This window comes from Pseudomonas sp. BYT-1 (assembly GCF_023611805.1).
Taxonomy (GTDB): domain Bacteria; phylum Pseudomonadota; class Gammaproteobacteria; order Pseudomonadales; family Pseudomonadaceae; genus Aquipseudomonas; species Aquipseudomonas guariconensis.
On record NZ_CP072562.1, the window covers coordinates 12,295 to 30,369 of the forward strand.

Here is an 18,075-nt window from a genome sequence, read left to right on the forward strand (position 1 = left end):
TTATATGTTGTTGAACGAACTGGACAGCTTCAATGCCAAGGTAAAGGCCTTTACCGTTCTTGGTGTTATGGGCGTAGTTCTCGGGCTGTATCTCGCTGGTTATTGGTTCCTCTGGAAAATTGGCGAACCGCCATTCAATGCAACACCCAAGACTATCATTGACTATTGGGTTTATTACGGTGCTCAACCACAGGTTAAGAAGTGGCTGAGTATCTGCACGGTGGCGGGATTCATTCCGCCGCTTATCGTAATTGGAATCTGTGTTGCTCCGATCAACCGTAAGTTGCACGGTGATGCGCGGTTCGCCAATACCGCCGAAATCAAGCGGAACAAGTTGCTTGGCGAGCATGGTTTTATTATCGGCAAATGGCGGGGCCGCTTTCTGATGCTGTCGGGCCAGCTGGGTGCGCTCCTGTCGGCCCCGCCGCGCTCTGGTAAAGGCGTTGGTGTGGTGCAGCCCAACATGCTGAGCTGGCCTGATAGCGTCGTGCTGCTGGACGTGCGGAAGGAGTCTTACCGGCTGACCTCGGGGTTCCGGCAGACATTCAGCGATGTCTACCTGTTTAGTCCTGTAGACCCCGAAATGCGCACCATGCAATGGAACCCGCTCGACTACGTGTCAGACGATCCGATGCTGCGCGTTAACGATCTGCAAAAAATCGGCAATATGCTGTCACCAGATCCGGCAGACGGTGACCCATTTTGGCCAGCCTCTTGCCGCACTCTGTTCCTAGGTCTGGCTTTGTACGTATTTGAAACTCCAAGCCTGCCCCGAACATTCGGGGAGATTGTCCGGCAAATCATGTTCGGTGAAGGTGAAACCGTTGGTGAACACTGGAAAGAAATTATCGAGCAACGCGACGAATCCGCTATGCCGCTTAGTTCGGCCTGCAAGGCTGCGCTATATGATTTCATTTTCACTAGCGGTAATACGCAATCGTCTATTCGTAAGACCTTCACCGCTAAGTTAGAGTTGTGGCTTAACCCTCTGGTAGACGCTGCAACTTGCCGTAGCTCCGTTGACCTGCGCTTGCTACGGAAACAAAAGATTACTATCTACCTGGGCATTCTACCGAAAGACTTGGATTATCTGTCGTTGCTCTTGAACCTGTTTGCGCAGCAAATTCTTGAATTGAACATGGATGAAATGCCCGAAGATAACCCCGAACTTAAATACCAATTGGCTTGGATCATGGACGAATTCACGGCCCCCGGACGAATGCCAGTGATAGCCAAAGCTATCGGATACATGGGCGGCTATAACATTCGCCCGTTCATCATTGTTCAATCTATTTCCCAGTTGATCGCAACCTACGGAATCGAGGTTGCCAAAACGATCATTGAATGCTTGGGTGCTGAAATCGTATTCGCCCCTAAGAACAAAGAGCATGCCCGCACTGTGTCTGAAATGCTTGGTGACACTACGGTTAAAGCTAAATCCCATTCACGCCCAAAATTCGACATGAAAGGCGGATCTACTAATACGTCTGAAACGAAACGTGCCTTGCTGCTACCTCAAGAGGTACGCCAGATTGGTAAGAAGCGCCAAATCATCTTTGTGGAAAACATGAACGCCATTCTGTGCGAGAAAGTTTTCTATTATAAGGAAAAGGTGTTCAAGAAACGATTGCTTCCGCCGCATGTTCAACCGGTAGCAGAATACACTCCTCCTGCCGCCAGAGTGGCAAAACCAAAGCCTAAACCGGCCAAAGAAGAAATAACTGAAGTTGATGGCCAGCTGCTTAAGTACGTTGATCGGGAAATCGTTGCTGATGACATTGAAACTATAGATAAACTGTCCCTCACTGATTACAATATTGACTTTGAAAAAATCGAACTACCCGAAAACGAACCCGCCACTGACGAGGAAATGCAAGAACTGTTTGGCTCCTTTATTAATTCAATCGCTGACTGACGCAGAAGGAACGTAACTTATGGCTACTAAAGCTGATAAAGAAGGTCTTGTAACGGCGCTGCGTGAAAACAACGTCGATACCGCACTGGCAATCATCGACTCGAATAAATCTCTGAGCGCGAACATGAAAGAGCCGCTGGATAATGGCGTGCCTCTTCTTCTTTCCGCCGTTCGTGGCCAGCTTTCGACCGGTGAGAAAATCAATGGTCAAATGCTCCTGGAAGGTCTGGTATTGCGTGGGGCAGACGTGAACATGCGTTTGCCCAGCGGCAAGACGGTTATGCACGATCCGGCCCTGACCCCGCAGGCGGCTAAGGTGCTGATCGAGGCCGGGGCCAACATCGAGGCGAAGGTTTCGAAATCGGACTTGGAGGCTGGCCAGGTCAAGGGCGAAACCCCGCTCCTGTCTGCTGTGAAGGCCGGTAATGCCGAGGTGGCAAAGACGTTGATCGAGGCCGGGGCCAACGTCAATGCACGCGACCAGGACCGCGTTACGCCCCTGCACGCGGCAGCATCCGCCAAGGATGGCCGCACGGCCAACCGCTTGATCGAAGCCGGGGCCGATATCAATGCCAAGACCGCCGACAAGGATAATCCTCTTTCGGCGGTCGACGCGCTCAAGCAGAACGGTATTCCACTGATGGCCAAGGTTCCTGCTCCTGCTCCCGCACGCGAAAACAGCGTAGAAAGCGGCGTTTCCCGCGACGCTGATATCGACCCGGAACTGTCCGCGCTGGTTGGCCAGCAGCGCGACAACTTGCGCACGGCTGCGCAGAATCCGCGGCTGGACACTACTGTCGTTCAACAGCCTCCAACTACGCCTGAACTGGACAGCCAGGCCAAAGACTTTGCAAGCCGACGCCGTGCGGATCTGGAAGCCCAGCGCGCCGCTCCCGCCCTGGAGTCGGCAGATGCTGAGGCACGTTTGTTTGCAGCCCGCCAACGTGAGCGTGTACGCCTAGAACGGGAAACGCTGGGCCTGGCAGAGCGCACCCGCGAGCCGATGCCCCTGGTAGGCCCTGACAGTCGCGATTCAGCCGACGCTGGCCAACCCCTTCGTTTCAACAAAGAAGCCGTTACAGCGCGTGAGAAGGCCATTCCCGAGCATGTCAAACAACGGTTTGTCCAGGTGGACAACAAGTTCTATTTCCCCGATAAGACAGCAGCCTTCGATGACAAGGGCCAGAAACTCGCCACGAAGAGTGAAAACCAGGAAGTGATAGCTTCCATGGTGGACATTGCCAAGGCGCGTGGCTGGGAGAAAATCACCGTTAAAGGCACCGAGGAATTCCGCCGTGCTGCGTGGCTGGAAGCCTCCATGAACGGCCTGGAAGTGAGCGGCTACCGTCCTACTGCCATCGAGAAAGCGCACCTGGCTAAGCTGGTCAAGGACACTGCCAAAGAAAACAGCCTAGAGGCTGGTACCGAGCGCGATAAGGACGCTGGCCAGCGTCCGCCTAAATCACCTGCAGGTGATCGTCAGTTGCCAGGCCAGGCCGCCCCTGTCGCCGCCGTCAGCACCGAACAGAGCAAGGGCGAGCGTGGCCCGGATGTTTCCCGGCTCAAGGATTTCAGCATTCGTGCCGGTGTGACTACTGGGCAACTCCTCGAGCACGGCAAAGCCCCCTATCAGTTCAACGACAAGAAAGACCAGAGCTATTACGTCAAGGTTTCGACCGAGGCGGGCGAGCAGGTGGTGTGGGGTAAAGACCTGGAACGAGCCATGCGCGATAGCCAGGCCAAGCCTGGGGAAACCATCGCGTTGGAAAAGGTGGCCAGCAAGGACGTTACCGCCAAGGAAAAAGTGTTCGATGACCAGGGCCAGCAGATTGGTACCCGTGAAGTCGATGCGATCCGCAATACCTGGAAAGTGGGTTCGGTCGATAAGGCGCAAGCCTTCGTATATGGCGACCGCAGCGAAGTGGTTGGCAAGCACCCGGAATTGGCCCCGGCCTACGGCACTGTAGCGGCGGCGCACAAGTTTGCCGAACGGCAATGGCCGAACAACAAGGAAGAACAAGAACGGTTCGTAGCGGTCGCGCAGCTGGCCATGGCTGAACGCATCGCGCACGGCGATCCAGTACCGGCGCCTAAGATCCGCGAAGCCCAGCTGGTCAAGCAGCAGGGGAAGGAACAGGTACAAGCGGAGCCACGTAATGCCAAGCAGAGGGAGGCCGCCCGTTGAGGCGCCTTCCCCTGGCGTTCCTCCTGCTCTCGGTACTGGCTGCCCCTGGGGTGGCCAGCGCCGGGGCGCAGGCCGAGGAACAGATTTCCGCATCGGTTCGTGCGGGGTTAAGTCTGGCCGTCAGTGACCAGGCCACCCCGGACGGATCTTTTCTTTCCGTAGCAGCGAAGGAAGCCTGGCTAACTGCTCAGCTTCCCCGCCTGGTTGATTGGGTGCCTAACCCTGGTGAGCGTGAAAAGCTCTTGCTGGCCGTCCACTATGAGGCGACAAGGGCGGGCCTTGACCCTGAAATGGTTTTGGGCCTTCTGTACGTGGAAAGTCGGTTCCGCAAGTATGCGGTGTCCAGCGCCGGTGCTAGGGGCTACATGCAGGTCATGCCGTTCTGGTTGAAAGTGGTTGATCGGCCTACCGACAACCTGTTCCACCTGCGCACAAACCTGCGGTACGGTTGTGCAATCCTTCGTCACTACCTGGATACCGAAGGCGGTGACCTGTTCCTCGCTTTAGGGCGCTACAATGGCAGCCGGGGCAAGCGTGATTACCCCGACCTGGTGTTGGCTGGATGGAAGCGGTTCCAGCTTCCCCCGCCAGGCACGCCCGCTACGCAAATGGCGATAGCAGCACAATGAAAAAGCCCCGGTTACCGGGGCTTTTCATTGCTCGCGTGAGATGGGTTAGAGCTGCATCCTGCGGCGGTTTTCTTCGCTGACAGCATGGTTCACCAGGGCCAACACCTTGTCGACTACGTGCTTGACTGCAAGCCCTTTAAACAAAGTCGGCGTGACGTGGTACCGCTTCTCATTAGCCAGGATCTGCACGGCACGCTGCCAATGGCGGCTGTCGTTGCCTATAGCGATGATCGGTTGCGGGTGGACCTCTTCGATAGTCGCCAGGCGAATCCAACGGCGATCCCCCTCGGATGAACTGGGGTGCATACCTTCCTGACTTGGCGTGACCTGAATCCACATAGCGGGCTGGCCATGGGTAACAATGTTGTCCACCTGGAGCCTTTCAATGACTACTCCCATAACCCCGGCATAGTCCTGGTCTTCCAGGTCGCGAAGCGCTGGGACCACTTCCGCCAGTAGGTCCGGGTCCATCTGGAGCAAGTGAAAATACAGTTGGTCGCGGTCTAGTTCACCCTTGTAAATTCCTTTCACATCCTCCTTTGCCGCGTCGATCACCTGGGTTGCCAGGTGGTGCAGATTGGGGGTATCGGTCATATGCCTCTCTCCTTGGTGATAACCCAACATCTTGTGTCGCCGGCAGCTGCGATCGACACAAGATGTTGGGTTTCTGGCTTTAGCCTGGGGGTGGTAAGACTCTTAAAATCGGGAACAATTCCCGGTCACGCACCGCTCCAGCGTTCATAGGCGGCGATGATTGCGGGGTCAACCTCGGCAGCTGCGGTCGATGTGTTCCCATAGTGCAGCATGAGGCCGAACAGGTCGGCCATCAGCGACGCATCGGGATGCAAGCGGTGGTGGTTGTCTGCTGCTGGGTGCTGGTCACAGCACCGGCGCAAGGCTTCGGACAATGCTTGACGGGTAATGGTATCGGTGGCGTTCATGGCTGATTTCCTCTGTACTGACGCCGTGGTCATGGTGGCGTTTGCGCCTGGCCACTCCAGACCTGGTGCAACGTAACAAGAAAGCGGGACGGCTGAAACGCGCAGAATGCGCGCACTTCCTCGCCGCTGAGTGTGGCCAGGTCGATGACTCGGGTACACTTCACACGCTCGATGACGCGCTGTTGCTCGGGGCTTTTCTTAGTGGACATACCGCACCCCCTTGCGAATCGAGCGGCGCACGCGCTCTACGCAGACCTTGCCGCGCGCGTGCAAATCGACCCAGTGGGAACAGCCATTTATGGTGCCTTGAAAGACGACCTGGCCGGTACTGTCCAGGACGTTAAACAGTTGCGGTTTGCGGTGAGAGTCTGCGCGGTTCATTGGTGCGTCTCCTTAACAGAATACGCATTTATGATACGACACTTTTGCCAAAAGTGTTAGCGCAGATATTGCTAATATGGCTAGTCAGAAATTGATTTTTTGTTGACCTCAGCGCGGATTCGATAGACCGTGGCTATGCCCACGTCGCATAGCTTGGCGATATCGGCCATAGCCAGGTTCTCTTTCAGCCGTCGTTCAACGGCGGCCCACTTGGCCTGATTGCGGCCCCTGCCCCCTACCGGCTCCCCTCTCCTTCTCTTGTTGGCCAACCCCTCGCGTATTCGCTCCACACGCTTTTCCTGGTCGATCCTGGCTTGGGTGGCCATCAAGTCAAGCAATAGATCATTGATAACCGAAAGGAGTTGGCCGGTAACGTCATTGCCCCCGATAAGCAAATGTGTAGTGGGCAAGTCCGCGACAACCAAGCGCATGCCTTTGTCTTCGATCATCTGGCGCAACCGGCGCCAGTCGGCTCGGGATAGCCGGGAAAGCCGGTCAACGCTCTCGCATAGCAACACGTCGCCCGGCTCCGCTTCATCCAGCAGCTTGGCCAGCGCAGGCCGATCTATCTTGGTACCGGATATGGAGTCTGCGTAAACCCCGACGATGGACAACTGACGTTCAGCCGCGAATTGCTCCAGGGCGAACCTGGCTCGCTGCTCGTCCTGGTCTTTGGTACTGGCCCGCAAATAAAGGCGGCATTGGCTATTTATCATTTGACCCCAATAAACAAAGCTGAACGATAACCTATCGTTTGACTAATGATTTTCCGGCAAATGATAAATCAACCCGTACACTGTGGGCACTCTCGTTTGGGTAGACCTATCTGATAACTGCATCGGCAGCGTAGGAGCCATCTGCCGGCATCATCCTGGATCACCAAAGGTCCCGGGAAATCACGGCAATTCATCAAATTTGATTGACACAAGTGTCACCTTGTATATGATTGCAAGTGAGCGCGAAACCAGTGGCCTTCAGCGGCAATGACTGGCGTAGGAACCCCGGCGATGGCTGAACATCGGCGTAGGGTGAGACCTCCACACCCCTGCTTGAGGGTGTGAATATGAATATCAAGCATCTATTCAAGGGCTACTGTCGCTAGTAGCCCTTTTTCTTGCCTTCAAAAAAGTGTGTAGCGTTTGAACAACAACTCGCCATGACGATGTTTGTTGAGCGATTTAGCGTCCGTGTGCATAAAATTCCAGAGCATCAGCCCCTCGAAGAAAACGACGCTTACCAGCATTTGACGCTTTGACTCATATGCACCGATGAAAGCCAGGCGGTTAGTACCATCCGTAAAGGCCACCTTCCAAACCTCCAGCGGCCCTGTGAGCGTATCTAAAGCCATTCTCACATATCGTTCGCGAGCATCTAACCGCTTTTCGACAATGTGATAGATGCTGTTACGTTGTATCGTCACATCCCCCATAGGGGTCTCGACGGTTACGGACAGAATCGCAGGATCAATGAACCCCAAATGCTGAGCAGTTACCTCGATAGCGTCTTCATGGGTGGTCGCTGCGGTCACTTCGTCGAGGGCCTGCGTACGAAGCTCACGTGGCAGAGTTCGCAGGTCAGGCAGACCGCTATCAAGCCACGTAACTTGGCCTTTCACTTCGGAAATCTTGGGTAGGAAAATATCCGTGCTCAATCGTCAGTGCTCAATCTTGGCGTCGTGGAGTCATCATTGTGCCATGACTTACAAATCACGTTGCGACTAGTAGGGTTCGAGCCTGTTTTATCACTCGCCATTTTCTTTCCGTGGTAGCGATTTTGGGGCGTCGGCTTGACGCAGTAACTTGCCCTTGGCAGGACGGAAATCTACATGCTCCAGCTCTGAATCATCCCGTGGCATCCCGTAGTAAGCGATAAGGCCATCCCGCAAGGCAATGGCAGGGATGCCATAGCCACAATCGGAATGCTGCTCCACTAAGCCTGCTTCATCCACCAGGCGCCATTCATAGCTGCCGTTGGCCCCATCGCCAAACACTTCAACGCTAAAACCCGAATCGCACTCTACGGTCATCAGCGTTTTAACGTCGGTGGTGTAATTCAAAGCAAGGAATTCACGGCGTCTCATGATCGACCTCCGAGGCGGTTTGCGCTGGCTTGAGGTGCTGTCCGCGAATTTTACGTGCGCCGCTCCATACAAAGAAGGAACCGAATGCGATTGCGAACAGGTAGTAGCAGGACATTTTCAAGTCCCAATCGGTCAAGGTAGCCAGGAAGGCCCACAAGCCGAGTATTGCTGTGCCGGTTCCTACGATGATGTTGATCCAGGCCAAAACCACTTGGCCCATGCTGAGCTTCTGTTTCATGCTCCCTCCGGGGGTAGGTGGTACCAATCCACGCACAACAAATAACACAAAAGTGCGCATACAGAAAAGCCATTTCTGTTAACGCTCTTTCCCGTCTCGATCTGGTGCGGTTTGCTCCTGGCCGCGATCCTTCCCACGACCTTCCTTGATCTTCTGAACAATGGCCTTCTTGATTGCGTGCCGCTCGGTTTCCGGTCGAGGCATTGAAGCCGCATGTTCGCGAATAGCTTTGGCCAGGTCCGCGTCCCCTTCCGCTTCATACGTATTCGCGGCCTGGAGCATTTCACGCAGCGTCTTTTGCCGCCGGTTGATAATGGCCTTCTCCCACGGCTTCAACTCCGTGTCACCATCATTCAATTCCTTCGCGGCTTGCTTCACCTTCTCGGCTTGGACAAGTGAAGCCCCGCGCTGCTCCAGGTGATATATAGCTGCGGTCTTGCCCTTCCTGGTAACACCTCGGATCGACCTTGGCGTAGCGTTAGCTTCAATGCCCCTATCTCTAAGCTGCTCCGCGAAGGTTTCCCGCCAGGCCTGCAAGGTCGCTTTGCGGATGTGTAGGCGTCTCCCGTCATACCCCTCGGCCTTGATGATTAGGTGAACATGGGGGTGTGGTGGAGCATCCTTGTGCGGGTCCGTTTCAGGGGTATGCAGAACCATTGCATATTGGTGTTTTCCATACAGCGTTTCCCGCGCAAAGCCCTGAGCCGCTGCCAGTACCTTCTGCGGATCTGTTCCGGCAGGCATGGACAGCACGACATTGAACGCCTGTTTGAGCTTGCCCTGCCCCTTCGATAAGTCCATATCCCAAGAGTCGAATAGGTCGCCCACTTGATCCTTGCCCCGGATAAGTTCGCCCTGGTCATTAACCATGTCGAGCTTTCCATTTCGGGATATGTAATCGAAGTGAGCTTTTACGTGCTGGCTCGTCTTCCCGCCGCCCGATACCCGCACCATGACCTCGGGCACCTTGCGTACCGTGCGCCAGGCCTGAGCTTTTGCCGCGCCCTTCCCTAGCGTCAGTCTCTGCCCTTTTGGCTTGCGATGCCCAAAGGCGAATTCAATGTTGTGTTCTTGGTCGCGGGAGAACCCGCCCGCGTCATTGCTCGCCATCGTTCATCCCCCAATAGTCCAGGTTGCTTTTCACCAGACGTTTGACGAACTGCCGGTGCAAGTCGATGACCTTGTGCATGGTTTCCCACTGCACAGCATGAGCCTGGTTTGCATGATCCAGGCTCACATTGAGAGCACGGGCAATCTGGTTGACGTTACGACCAAGCGCCGAAAGCTGCATGGTCACTTGTCTTAGCTCCAGCAATTCTTTCTCGCTGAATCTCGGTTCACTAGAGAGATGTACGCGGAAAAGCTGGGCCAGATATTTGGACCTTGACCATCCCATTTCCCCCGCCAACTGTTCCAGCGCCTTACCTTCTGATGGTGCCAGTGGAACATCCACCCGCGCTTTAGCCTTCCCTGCTTCGGCGGGTTCGGCCTTGGCCATCGCCGAAGGCTCGGGCGATGGCTTCTGTAGAAATGCCTCCACCAGCTTTTCCAGTAGCGCGGCTGTCGTCATGTTCAATGACGCCGCCCGCTTGTCAAAGAGGCTTTTCGTGTCTGGATCTACCCGCGCCGATAGGAGCGGTTTCTTTGATGGCATGGCTTCTGCCCCTCCCGCAGTTCGAAGAACGAGGACCGCAGGGCGCACAGCGCCCGAGGACGTGCGCACCGAAGGTGCTGCACCTTTCGACGATTAGTCTATCCTGCATTAGCTCCTACACCAAGCCACTTTTTTGCCATGGCAAAAAAGGGCATCCACCTCTACGGAAACGTAGAGGTGGCAATCGCGGGCCAGGCTCTTGGCCGCGCAGAGCGCGGCCCGCCCCCGCCTGGTCGCCTGTTCGATTTTTGGATTGTACAAACCAGAACCGGCAGCGCCGCCTGGTCGCCCCATTGCTACTACGGAAAACAAATTTCGACGGCGGGCGCGGATCTGGCTTTTGCTCTCCCCCACCGGCCCGGCCGATGACAAGCGAAGCGCAGCCCGAAGCACGAATGTGCGCAGGGTGAGGGGCGCGGCTTTACCGCCCCGAATCGAGGGCAGCGGGGCCGGTGGGGGGGCTTTTGAGGTGGCGTTGTATCGGGCCGAAAAATTTGTCATGACAAAATTTGGTTTGTACAAACCAATAAAATGGATTGTACAAACCAAAGTTATGCTATAATTGGTTTGTACAATCCAAAGGAGATTGGCCGATGATGATCCCCACGAAAGACGCCTATGACGAGCTAGACCGAGCCTACGCGCATTTCAACGCGGAGCTTTTCAGCGGCCAATTGCCCCCCTGCCTAATCACGCTCCAGCGCGAGAAAAAAACCTACGGCTATTTTTCGGCTGAGCGTTTTTTTAACCAGGGCGACAAATCGAAAACCGATGAAATCGCGTTGAACCCGGCCTACTTCGGCATCATCCCTCTGAAAGAGGTCATGCAAACGATGGTGCATGAAATGGTGCATCTGTGGCAGCACCACTTCGGTAAGCCAGGCCGCCGCCGCTATCACAATCGGGAGTGGGGCGACAAAATGAAAGCCGTGGGCTTGATGCCCAGCGATACCGGCAAGCCAGGCGGGAAGCAAACCGGCGAGCGCATGGCCGATTACCCCATAGAAGGCGGTGCATTCGAACAGGCTTTAGAAAAGTTGCTGGCCACCTCATTCAAAATCACATGGGCTGACCAACGCCCTGGGCGCCATGTGCCCGCCGAACTCCTGCAAGCTGCATTGGAAGGGGCGGTGGACGGGGTAGACCCTGAGAACATCCAGGCCCCCGAACTGACGGAACCGTCACCATCAAAGCAGACCCGCGCCAAATATAGTTGCGCCTGTGAAAACAAAATCAACGTGTGGGCCAAGCCTGGCTTGCACCTGATCTGCGGGGAATGCTCTCAGCGATTCCAAGAGGTTGAATAGCCCGGCGCTATCGCCGGATGGCGCTTTAGCTATACCCTAACGCATATATGTGTTAGGGTATAGCTATATGCCACCGGAGAAGCCGCCATGCAGATACCAGAGCGTGAAACCCTGTTGCACGTCTATGAAACGGAAGTCAAAGCCGCTTATGGCGAACTGCTGGAACGGTTCCTGTTCAACCGTACCGGTGGCGTTGAGACGTTGCGCCATATAGCGGGGCGGTGTGGGGCGCAGGTAGCAGCCGCGCACAAGCGGTGCAAACGAGAGCTGATGTTTGCGGCACTTAGAGCCGCCCGCGACGATGGGTTAGACATAACCCCAACGGTCGCGGAGCACCTATGCACCCGGCTGATAGGCCGAGGGGTTGCGCTGCGTGCCGCTCTAGTGACTTTCGGCACACCTGGCCGGACAGCGGCGACGAAATCCACCGTAGGCCAAGCAGACTTGGCCGACTTCGAAGCCGCGCTAGCCCCGCAGGTGCAGTCGCTCATAGATGAAATGACGGTGATCCGAGAGCGGTACAAGGAAGAGTACGACGACCGCGCAAGAGAGGCAGTGAAAGGATCTGTATAGGGAGTCTGCGCCACTTACCGTGGCGGTTTGGTAGATGGCTCGTAGCCTAGTCGCCGCGTTAGCTGGACCAGACCGACAATCTGCTGTCGCATGTACTGCCCGTGGGTCTCCAGTTCCTCTACCTGGTGTTCAAGCTCCCATGCCCGGCGATAGAGGCGCTGGTTAATAGCGATCACTCGTTGTAGCGCTGAACGCTCGCGGTCGCTTATGTCTCCCGCGTCAACGCCTCGACCTTCCAACTGGTCGAGAATGTCGGCGGGCACCTCCGGCAACTGCTCGTAATCCCAAAACATATTGGCTCCTTGTACTGTATATGCAACCAGTATGCGGCAGGTCGTTTCCGCCGCCAATACCCTGGCCAACCGGATTAGCGTGGCAGGCATGAGCTAACCTAGAGCATATATGCGTTAGGGTATTCAAATAAAACGGCCAGGCAATGGCCTGGCCTGGTTGATCCTGGAATACATGGCATTCAGTCACTCTGATAGGAAGCCGTAGCCGAAGGGGACCAGGCGGCTTAGCAGGGCGTCATAGCTCCAGGCCAAAGCCGTAGATACCACGCCCGCCACCAGGAATACGGTGAATATGAACCATTCCCCGAACAAGGCACAGGCCAGGAAGCCCAGCAGCGAAAGCGCTGCAACGACCTCCAGGGCTAGCACCACTGCCGGACGAATAAGCGACAGCAGCGAGAACGCTGCCAGTCGCAGTGATCCAGTAGCTACCTTATGAGCTTTCATTCCTGCGATCCTCCACGCTCAAGATTTGGACGGTCGACAAATCGACCTCGCCAATCTCGCCCGTGTCAGCATAAACCACCTGGACAATGCCGGTAGGGGTGAGGCTGGCGGCCCGGCCCTCGACCAGGATTTTAACCACTGGCCAAGCTTGGCCACCGTCCTGGGCTTTGGGTTCCGGGGTTGCTGGTGTTGGCTGCACCGCTGGCGGCAGGTCCAACGGACGTTCTAAATGTCCGTCACCATCAGGTTTCGGCCCTGTGGTTTCCTCCTTATTAGCAGGACCGTTGTTCTGGCCCCCGCTTGGCGCATTGTCGCTCTGCTGGGCCTTCGCCTCGGCTTGCGCCTTGGCTTGTGCATCCGCGTCGGCTTGCAGCGCTTCGCGTGTGCGCAACTGCTCCACCAGGCGCCCCAGCGATGCCCGTGTGATTTCCTCGGCTGGCTGCTGAGCGAACCGCTCGACCTCGGCGGGATACTCTTTGTGTGCCTGGATCAATTCGTACAGGGTTCGGCCACCGATCTGCGTATCGTCGCCCAGCTGCTGAATGAAATCCGGTGCCGTCGCCAGTGCCAGGTGTTGCGATACCGCATCGGCGCGCATCCCGAGACGTTCGGCGATATAGGATCGTTTGTCGCCTTCCTCGACCTTCTCCGCAATAAAGCGCGCAAGCTCCATCGTGGTTAGAGGCTCCTGCTCGGTGTTCTCTGTCACCTGGTCATAACCATCGGCCTTGTCCCCGAAGATAACCGGCATGGTTTCCAATCCGGCAAGGGTACAAGCACGCCACCGGCGTTCACCCATGACAATCACGTATTTGCCATCGGCGTTTTTTGGCCGAACCGTGACCGGCTGGTTAAGGCGACTGGCTTTAATGGTCTTGGCCAGTTTTTCAAGCTTGGCTTGGTCGAACTTCTTACGCGGCTGTTTCGGGTCCGGGATAACGTCGCCCGTTGGCACCTGGACAGGGCCAGCGCTCGCGCCCGAGGTGGCCGGTGCTGCTACCGGCGTCGGGTCAAAATTCGCCAGGTCGGTGAGGTCCAGTTTCTTAGCCATTGGCCTGCTCCATCGTTTTCATCATCATTTCAAATACGGCGCGCACCTCTTTACCGGACGTACGCGCAGCGGTTTTGATCTGGCCTTTCTCATCGCGCAAGCGCCACACCGGCACGCCTTCAGCCGCGGCTTCCTTCAATGCCGCGCTTTTCTTGACCAAACCGCCGAACAGGTACTTGCGGAAATGGGTCATCAACTGCTTGAGCCATTCGGTTTGTGCTGGCTGGGTCGCGTCAAACTCATTGGGCAAAATGCCCAGGCTTACCAGGTGCGGGTTCCACTGCTGCTGAATGAACGCAATCCGCTTCAAGACCTCTTTAGCCACATCAATGCTGTAATCGTCGATCCGACACGGGATGGCTACGTAATCAGAGCTGACCAGGAACGCGTTAGCCACACGGCTGTTAGAACCAGCGGTATCGACAATCACATAATCGAAATGCTCCGCGATACGACCGATTTGAGCACGCACCAGGGCTACCATTTCTTCATCGTCCATCGTGGTGCGCTCGGCCTTGATCAGACCTTTGTCACCCATCAGGACGCTAAGGGTTTGCCCCTCAACTGGCTGGATGGCTTCGAGAGGGGTGTCTTTGAAAAGATCAGACGCCACCATGCCAGGCACAGCGTATTGCGCCAGACGCTTGCTGCCGTTGCCTTGTTCGTCGCCGTCCAGGTACAGCACGCGCTTGCCCAGTTCAGCCAGGTAAAACGCATCGTTATAGGACAGGATCGACTTACCACTGCCGCCCTTTTGGTTAACCCATGATTTCTGCTTGAATTTGCGCGGTACGTTCATTGTTTGCCTCTGCTCAAGTTTGCCCGTGCGGTTTGTTCCATCTGCCTGACGTGTTCCGCCAGGTCAGGGGGTAGGGTGGCAAAGACTGTTACCCAGCCTTCCGGCGCTGTGCCATGTTCCTGGTGCAAGTCGTATGCTTTCTTCACCATCTGCGAGACGGCTTTCTCCGTAACGCCAAGATCGGCGGCTATGTCCTTCTGCTTACGCCCCTCGACCATGACTTGGCGCACCGCCTCGATGTTCGCAGGCTTCCACCGCGAGCCCATATGGGCCTTGAGCGTGTCGAAGTCCTGCGGTGTCAGTCGCTCTTTTCGTCGCATGGCTTTGCCTCGATCTAGCCATAAGTCACTAACTCCCATCTTGTTAGCCGTCCAGGTTGCCGCCTGGAATACTGACAGAATAGGTTAAGTTTTGCCTTGAGTAAACAGATAAACCCTTACGCCAGATAACCGGTTATCAAGCTGCGGGGACGGGATTTTCTTTCCGTAGTCGCGTTGTTCTGGATCACCTGGCCAGCGCACGCACCTTGCAGGTTTAGGTGTGGGGAAACGTGTCTACGGTGTGTCGAATCACTCCCCATCAGCCACCGCACTATGCTTTATGGGGGATCATCAAAGGCTAAAAGCAGCTGCCTTGGGCGTCGCTTACCGCGCCGCCTAGGGGCAGGTATCTGATTGGCACCATACTTAACATCGCTAATTTTCCCGGCCTGGCCTGTCTCTGGCTGGTCAGTCGGGGCGGATCTGGCCGCCTGGCTTAAAACGCCGGCGTTGAAAGGCACCACGTTGTTAACGCGGGCTTCGGTGAGGATGTGTCGATAGGTGGCCACCGTCTGCCTGGTGACGCCTGCAAGGCTCGCAATGGCCGCTTGAGCAAGCGGCTTGCCCTGTTGCAATAGGATGCGACACGCGGCACGGATCTTGGATTCTGTGGCCTTGTGTCGCTCCTGGTGCGTGCGTTTGGCCGCTAGGCGTTGCCGCTCGACCAGGGGAAGGCTTTTGTCTAGCTCCATCACGCCACGGTGGCACCGGCTGTTGCCCGTGTACTTGCTCCAGGTCCACCGGGCGACGGATTTGACCGTTGACCGGATCGAGGACAGCGGTAGGTCAGTGACAAACGAGCCGCGCCCGCCAAAGCGGTTAGCGTTGTGTGCATGGGCGGTTAAGCGCCGGACAAAGTGGTCATAGGAGCCTTTATCGCGCTCCAAGTTGACGATGCTGTAGGCGTAGAACCGCAGGTTCTCGAACAACATACAATGCCGCGAGTGGGAAGCCGCTTCGTAGTCTGGTCCTTTGCCCCATGGGGTGATCGGCTCCAGGTCTACGCACTCGGCCAGGTCGGCCAGCTCGTAGACGTGGTTATGCAGTTCCTGGGTCTGCCACCATGGATGGCCAGGCGTCTTAGCGACTGGGCCGCCATGGTAATTGGGATCGGCATCGAGCGCTGCCACGAAAGCCTTGTAGATGGCTTTCAGGTAGTTAATGGGCCGACTGCGGGCGTTGTCGGTAGTGCATACCGGGATAATGGCGTAATAGAGGTGTGTTCCGCCTGTACGCCTATTGCGCACTATCAGATTCGGTGGCGGTAGCCCGGCGTCATCCCAAATCAGCGCGTTGTAGTGGTCCAGGTCGAAGATTAGCCACGACACCATGCCTTCCCGGTTGATCTGCATATACGGATAGCAGACGGCGTATTCACGCGGCAGGATGCGCGCAGCGGTTTTGTCATCGCTGCAACGGGGCAGATAGGGGCATTCCTGGAGGACGCGATTAAGGGCGGTGCCTTCCTGGAAAAAGCGCTGATTGGGCCGAGCAGAGACGGCTGTGTCTTTGACTCTTAGGGCCATAACCCACCGCCAGAACGGCGGTGAGGAGATAGACGGACGTGAAATAAATCACGGCCCATCTTGCACATAGCTGCGCAGGAATCCATACTCTCTTCACCTATACGGTGAGCACCACGACGAATCCGCCAAGATATCTAGTCGTTGGTGCTCTTTTTTTTTGCCCCGCCGTCAGTGGCTAGGGGTCTTCTCTTCGGCCTCGGGGCCGTCCAACTCCAGCTTGAACTGTGGATGCTCTATACCGGCGTCCAACTCGCTCAGATACTGCATAACCGCCTTGCGTAACACCGCTGAGGTGTTAGTGCCGCGTGCGCGCATGGCCGCGTCGAAACGGCGCTTTATGCGGTCGTCAACCTTGGTAGCCATGATGGTTTGCGCGTGAGCGGTCATAGTCGTTTTCGTTTCCGGGGTTATACCGTTTAACTCAACGGCTAAATCTAGTGGTTAAACCGTTTAACGTCAAGACGCCCGCCACCTTCACAGCTGGAGCCTGTTTTCATTTCCCGGGCCAGATGGTGCGCGTGCGGATTCTTGGTTTGTACAATCCACAAAATTGCATTGTACAAACCAGCAGAGCGGGGGGGGGGTGAATACCAGGTGCGGCACCTGGCCCGGGAAATGAAAACTGGCCCCGAAGGGCCAGTCTTGTTAGTGGACGCTTACAGCGCTGTATCCGCTGCCGCACTGTCGGCTATAGCCATCGTCGTGCGTGACGAAAACGGGGTTGGGGGAGCAACGGAACAGAAAGTGCACTTAAGCTCAGTCGCTGCCCCGCAAACCCTTGTAACGTCTGGACAGTTTCGAAAAACGACCGTTTTATGAAACCGTTTCAGCGAGCACTAGGAAAGGCCGTGACCACCCGAAAAGTGGTGCGATAAACTCGTTTCGCCAATCAAAGTTCGCTAATCCACAACAGATGACGAGTAAAGCGAACTTTAATTCGTGCTTATGTTGGTTTTCGGTTCCATTGCTCCCCAAACCCCATGATTGGCGATCACATCAACAAATACCTCTTGAACGACACCGTAGCCTGGCTGTACGACGCTGGCCGCCTGACAATGCCGTTGTTCGTGTTTGTTCTGGCGTACAACCTGGCTCGTCCTGGAGCGCTTGAGAGCGGCGCCTATCGTCGCACCATGATTCGCCTGGCTGTTTTCGGCGCCTTGGCTTCACCGGCATTCCTGGCACTCGGGGGCCTGGTCAACGGTTGGTGGCCGCTGAATATCCTCTTTACCCTGTTCGTCCTGACCGCCACGCTTCGCCTGCTCGAAATGGGTCGGTCTCAAGGCTACATGGCTGCTGGGTTGGCCTTTGCCCTGGGCGGTAGCCTGGTTGAATTCTGGTGGCCAGCTCTGGCCTTTGGCGTAGCGATCTGGATCTACACAAAACAGCCATCAGTGCCGGCACTGATCCTGGCATTTGTGTCTTGCGCTGCACTTGGGTACATCAACGGCAACCCATGGGCGCTGGCCTCGATCTTGATCCTTTTGGTTGCGCCATTCGTGGCCCTGCCGTGCCCTCGGCTACGTTGGTTTTTCTACGCTTTTTATCCCGCTCACTTGACCCTGATCTGGCTCGCGCGAATCCCAATGCGCCAGGCTGGGTATTTGTTCTTTACATAATTTTTAGCCGCTAAATGGAGTTATAGAAATGGCACTAACAATGCAAACCTGCGTCGCTGCGCTCCGACTGCCCGGCCGGATGAGCGTGGAACAGGTGGCCGCATGTTGGTGGAATGA

Annotated in this window: 23 protein-coding genes; 6 read left to right on the forward strand and 17 right to left on the reverse strand. The window is 56.1% G+C overall.

Annotated features, from left to right (window positions below):
- The first annotated feature begins 4 nt into the window (after window positions 1-4).
- From J5X93_RS28100 to J5X93_RS28110, 3 genes are read left to right on the forward strand one after another with little or no spacing between them, the layout of a single operon-like run.
- Complete coding sequence (locus J5X93_RS28100) at window positions 5-1,915, forward strand: type IV secretory system conjugative DNA transfer family protein (RefSeq protein ID WP_250036193.1); 1,911 nt, start codon at window positions 5-7, stop codon at window positions 1,913-1,915.
- Between the two features lie 19 nt (window positions 1,916-1,934).
- Complete coding sequence (locus tag J5X93_RS28105) at window positions 1,935-4,100, forward strand: LPD7 domain-containing protein (protein WP_212628912.1); 2,166 nt, start codon at window positions 1,935-1,937, stop codon at window positions 4,098-4,100.
- On the forward strand, window positions 4,097-4,729 hold the full coding sequence (locus J5X93_RS28110; protein WP_212628911.1) for a transglycosylase SLT domain-containing protein: 633 nt from the start codon (window positions 4,097-4,099) through the stop codon (window positions 4,727-4,729). Before J5X93_RS28105 ends, J5X93_RS28110 begins: the two co-directional genes overlap by 4 nt.
- 45 nt (window positions 4,730-4,774) lie before the next feature.
- Here J5X93_RS28110 and J5X93_RS28115 read toward each other — a convergent pair whose 3' ends face one another.
- The 10 genes from J5X93_RS28115 to J5X93_RS28160 form a co-directional block, all read right to left on the reverse strand.
- Window positions 4,775-5,323, reverse strand: a complete 549-nt coding sequence (locus tag J5X93_RS28115; RefSeq protein WP_212628910.1) for a hypothetical protein — start codon at window positions 5,321-5,323, stop codon at window positions 4,775-4,777.
- Between the two features lie 125 nt (window positions 5,324-5,448).
- Window positions 5,449-5,670 carry a DUF3717 domain-containing protein gene (locus J5X93_RS28120; protein ID WP_212628909.1) on the reverse strand — a complete coding sequence of 74 codons (222 nt, stop codon included), beginning with the start codon at window positions 5,668-5,670 and terminating at the stop codon, window positions 5,449-5,451.
- 29 nt (window positions 5,671-5,699) lie between these two features.
- Window positions 5,700-5,879, reverse strand: a complete 180-nt coding sequence (locus J5X93_RS28125) for a hypothetical protein (protein WP_212628908.1) — start codon at window positions 5,877-5,879, stop codon at window positions 5,700-5,702.
- Window positions 5,869-6,051 carry a hypothetical protein gene (locus J5X93_RS28130; protein WP_212628907.1) on the reverse strand — a complete coding sequence of 61 codons (183 nt, stop codon included), beginning with the start codon at window positions 6,049-6,051 and terminating at the stop codon, window positions 5,869-5,871. The genes J5X93_RS28125 and J5X93_RS28130 overlap by 11 nt, the downstream gene beginning before the upstream one ends.
- Before the next feature lie 80 nt (window positions 6,052-6,131).
- Window positions 6,132-6,767: a recombinase family protein gene (locus tag J5X93_RS28135; protein WP_212628906.1), complete on the reverse strand. Its 636-nt coding sequence runs from the start codon at window positions 6,765-6,767 to the stop codon at window positions 6,132-6,134.
- Between the two features lie 404 nt (window positions 6,768-7,171).
- Window positions 7,172-7,702 (reverse strand): PBECR2 nuclease fold domain-containing protein, encoded by a 531-nt coding sequence (locus tag J5X93_RS28140; protein ID WP_212628905.1) that lies wholly within the window; start codon window positions 7,700-7,702, stop codon window positions 7,172-7,174.
- A gap of 90 nt (window positions 7,703-7,792) precedes the next feature.
- Window positions 7,793-8,131, reverse strand: coding sequence for a hypothetical protein (locus J5X93_RS28145; protein ID WP_212628904.1), 339 nt, complete (start codon window positions 8,129-8,131; stop codon window positions 7,793-7,795).
- Entirely contained in the window at window positions 8,118-8,369 is a 252-nt protein-coding gene (locus J5X93_RS28150; RefSeq protein ID WP_212628903.1) for a hypothetical protein, read from the reverse strand. The genes J5X93_RS28145 and J5X93_RS28150 overlap by 14 nt, the downstream gene beginning before the upstream one ends.
- A 78-nt stretch (window positions 8,370-8,447) precedes the next feature.
- Window positions 8,448-9,479 carry a relaxase/mobilization nuclease domain-containing protein gene (locus J5X93_RS28155; RefSeq protein WP_212628902.1) on the reverse strand — a complete coding sequence of 344 codons (1,032 nt, stop codon included), beginning with the start codon at window positions 9,477-9,479 and terminating at the stop codon, window positions 8,448-8,450.
- Window positions 9,466-10,023, reverse strand: coding sequence for a plasmid mobilization relaxosome protein MobC (locus J5X93_RS28160; RefSeq protein WP_212628901.1), 558 nt, complete (start codon window positions 10,021-10,023; stop codon window positions 9,466-9,468). The genes J5X93_RS28155 and J5X93_RS28160 overlap by 14 nt, the downstream gene beginning before the upstream one ends.
- A 593-nt stretch (window positions 10,024-10,616) precedes the next feature.
- Here J5X93_RS28160 and J5X93_RS28165 point away from each other — a divergent pair.
- Together J5X93_RS28165 and J5X93_RS28170 are read left to right on the forward strand one after the other, a co-directional pair.
- Window positions 10,617-11,330, forward strand: coding sequence for a SprT-like domain-containing protein (locus J5X93_RS28165; protein WP_212628900.1), 714 nt, complete (start codon window positions 10,617-10,619; stop codon window positions 11,328-11,330).
- Window positions 11,331-11,417: 87 nt separating this feature from the next.
- The gene (locus J5X93_RS28170) at window positions 11,418-11,903 is read left to right on the forward strand and encodes a hypothetical protein (RefSeq protein WP_212628899.1); all 486 of its coding nucleotides are present in this window, start codon (window positions 11,418-11,420) and stop codon (window positions 11,901-11,903) included.
- A gap of 14 nt (window positions 11,904-11,917) precedes the next feature.
- Here J5X93_RS28170 and J5X93_RS28175 read toward each other — a convergent pair whose 3' ends face one another.
- The 7 genes from J5X93_RS28175 to J5X93_RS28205 form a co-directional block, all read right to left on the reverse strand.
- Entirely contained in the window at window positions 11,918-12,196 is a 279-nt protein-coding gene (locus tag J5X93_RS28175) for a hypothetical protein (protein ID WP_212628898.1), read from the reverse strand.
- Between the two features lie 183 nt (window positions 12,197-12,379).
- Complete coding sequence (locus tag J5X93_RS28180) at window positions 12,380-12,643, reverse strand: hypothetical protein (RefSeq protein ID WP_182275388.1); 264 nt, start codon at window positions 12,641-12,643, stop codon at window positions 12,380-12,382.
- Window positions 12,630-13,694: a ParB/RepB/Spo0J family partition protein gene (locus tag J5X93_RS28185; RefSeq protein ID WP_212628897.1), complete on the reverse strand. Its 1,065-nt coding sequence runs from the start codon at window positions 13,692-13,694 to the stop codon at window positions 12,630-12,632. The genes J5X93_RS28180 and J5X93_RS28185 overlap by 14 nt, the downstream gene beginning before the upstream one ends.
- Window positions 13,687-14,493 (reverse strand): ParA family protein, encoded by an 807-nt coding sequence (locus tag J5X93_RS28190; RefSeq protein WP_212628896.1) that lies wholly within the window; start codon window positions 14,491-14,493, stop codon window positions 13,687-13,689. Before J5X93_RS28190 ends, J5X93_RS28185 begins: the two co-directional genes overlap by 8 nt.
- The gene (locus J5X93_RS28195) at window positions 14,490-14,813 is read right to left on the reverse strand and encodes a TrfB-related DNA-binding protein (RefSeq protein WP_182275391.1); all 324 of its coding nucleotides are present in this window, start codon (window positions 14,811-14,813) and stop codon (window positions 14,490-14,492) included. Before J5X93_RS28195 ends, J5X93_RS28190 begins: the two co-directional genes overlap by 4 nt.
- A gap of 278 nt (window positions 14,814-15,091) precedes the next feature.
- Window positions 15,092-16,339, reverse strand: a complete 1,248-nt coding sequence (locus J5X93_RS28200) for a replication initiation protein (RefSeq protein ID WP_212628895.1) — start codon at window positions 16,337-16,339, stop codon at window positions 15,092-15,094.
- Window positions 16,340-16,507: 168 nt separating this feature from the next.
- Window positions 16,508-16,702, reverse strand: coding sequence for a ribbon-helix-helix domain-containing protein (locus J5X93_RS28205; protein WP_250342654.1), 195 nt, complete (start codon window positions 16,700-16,702; stop codon window positions 16,508-16,510).
- Window positions 16,703-17,319: 617 nt separating this feature from the next.
- Between J5X93_RS28205 and J5X93_RS28210 the strand changes: the two genes are divergently transcribed.
- Window positions 17,320-17,958, forward strand: a complete 639-nt coding sequence (locus J5X93_RS28210) for a TraX family protein (RefSeq protein WP_169886659.1) — start codon at window positions 17,320-17,322, stop codon at window positions 17,956-17,958.
- Window positions 17,959-18,075 lie beyond the last annotated feature (117 nt).